The sequence below is a fragment of the Acidovorax cavernicola genome (assembly GCF_003581445.1).
This window is the reverse complement of sequence record NZ_QXMN01000263.1, coordinates 1-938: the sequence shown is the minus strand read 5'-3', so window position 1 is coordinate 938 and position 938 is coordinate 1. Positions and strand designations below refer to the sequence as shown.

General features: G+C 65.9%; 1 protein-coding gene and 1 pseudogene. Both read left to right on the top strand.

Annotated features, from left to right (window positions below; all coding sequences use genetic code 11):
- Window positions 1–325 (top strand): annotated as a pseudogene (locus tag D3H34_RS34450) (phosphotransferase family protein); the annotation flags it as partial.
- 12 nt (window positions 326–337) lie between these two features.
- Window positions 338–938: acyl-CoA dehydrogenase family protein (locus D3H34_RS33020; protein WP_205736873.1), on the top strand; the 601-nt coding region annotated here is incomplete at its 3' end.

Below are 938 nucleotides of genomic sequence, written 5' to 3'. Positions count from 1 at the left end.
GTTCAACACCGTGGCCTGGCGCACCTTGCCCCAGGAGTTCGGCGGCATACGCGGACTGGATCTGGCGACGCTGGGCATTCCCTCCGAAGCCGAATACCTCGCGCATTACTACCGCCGTGCGGGCCGCACGCAGCCGGAGCGGCAGGCCACGGCTTTCCATTGGGCGTTCGCGCTGATGCGCTGGGCCGTGATCTTCGAAGGCATCGCGGCGCGTGCCGCGCGCGGCAATGCCGTGGACGACAACGCCGCGCAGATCGGCACGCTGGGCCTGGCGCTGGCGCAGCGCGGCCTCGAAGCCCTTGAAACCCCCGCCGAATCGATTTAACAGGAGAGCCGCTTGAACTTCCAGTACCCCGAAGAGACCCAGCAGATGCAGGCCACGATGCGCAAGTTCATGGAGCGCCACATCGTGCCCAAGTACCACGACTTCGACCGCATCGCCGCGACCGGCGTCTATCCCAGCGAGATCATCGAGCCGCTGAAGACGCTGGCGCGCGCAGCCGGGCTGTGGAACCTGTTCCTGCCCGCACTGCGCGACGACGAACCGGGAACGCGCCTGACCAACATGCAGTACAGCCCGCTGGCCGAGATCATGGGCCGCGTGCCCTGGGCGGCCGAAGTGTTCAACTGCAATCCGCCCGACACCGGCAACATGGAGCTGCTGCATCTGTTTGCCACGCCCGAGCAGCGCGATAGCTGGCTCGATCCCCTGCTCGACGGCCGCATCCGCTCGTGCTTCTCGATGACCGAGCCAGACGTCGCTTCATCGGACGCGACCAACATCTGCACCACGATACGGCGCGAAGGCGATGAGTACGTGATCAACGGCCGCAAGTGGTTCACCTCGGGCGCCTTGCATCCGAACTGCAAGTTCGCGATCGTGATGGGGGTCAGCAACGAAGATCCCGAGGCCGCGCGCCACCAGCGCCATTCGATGG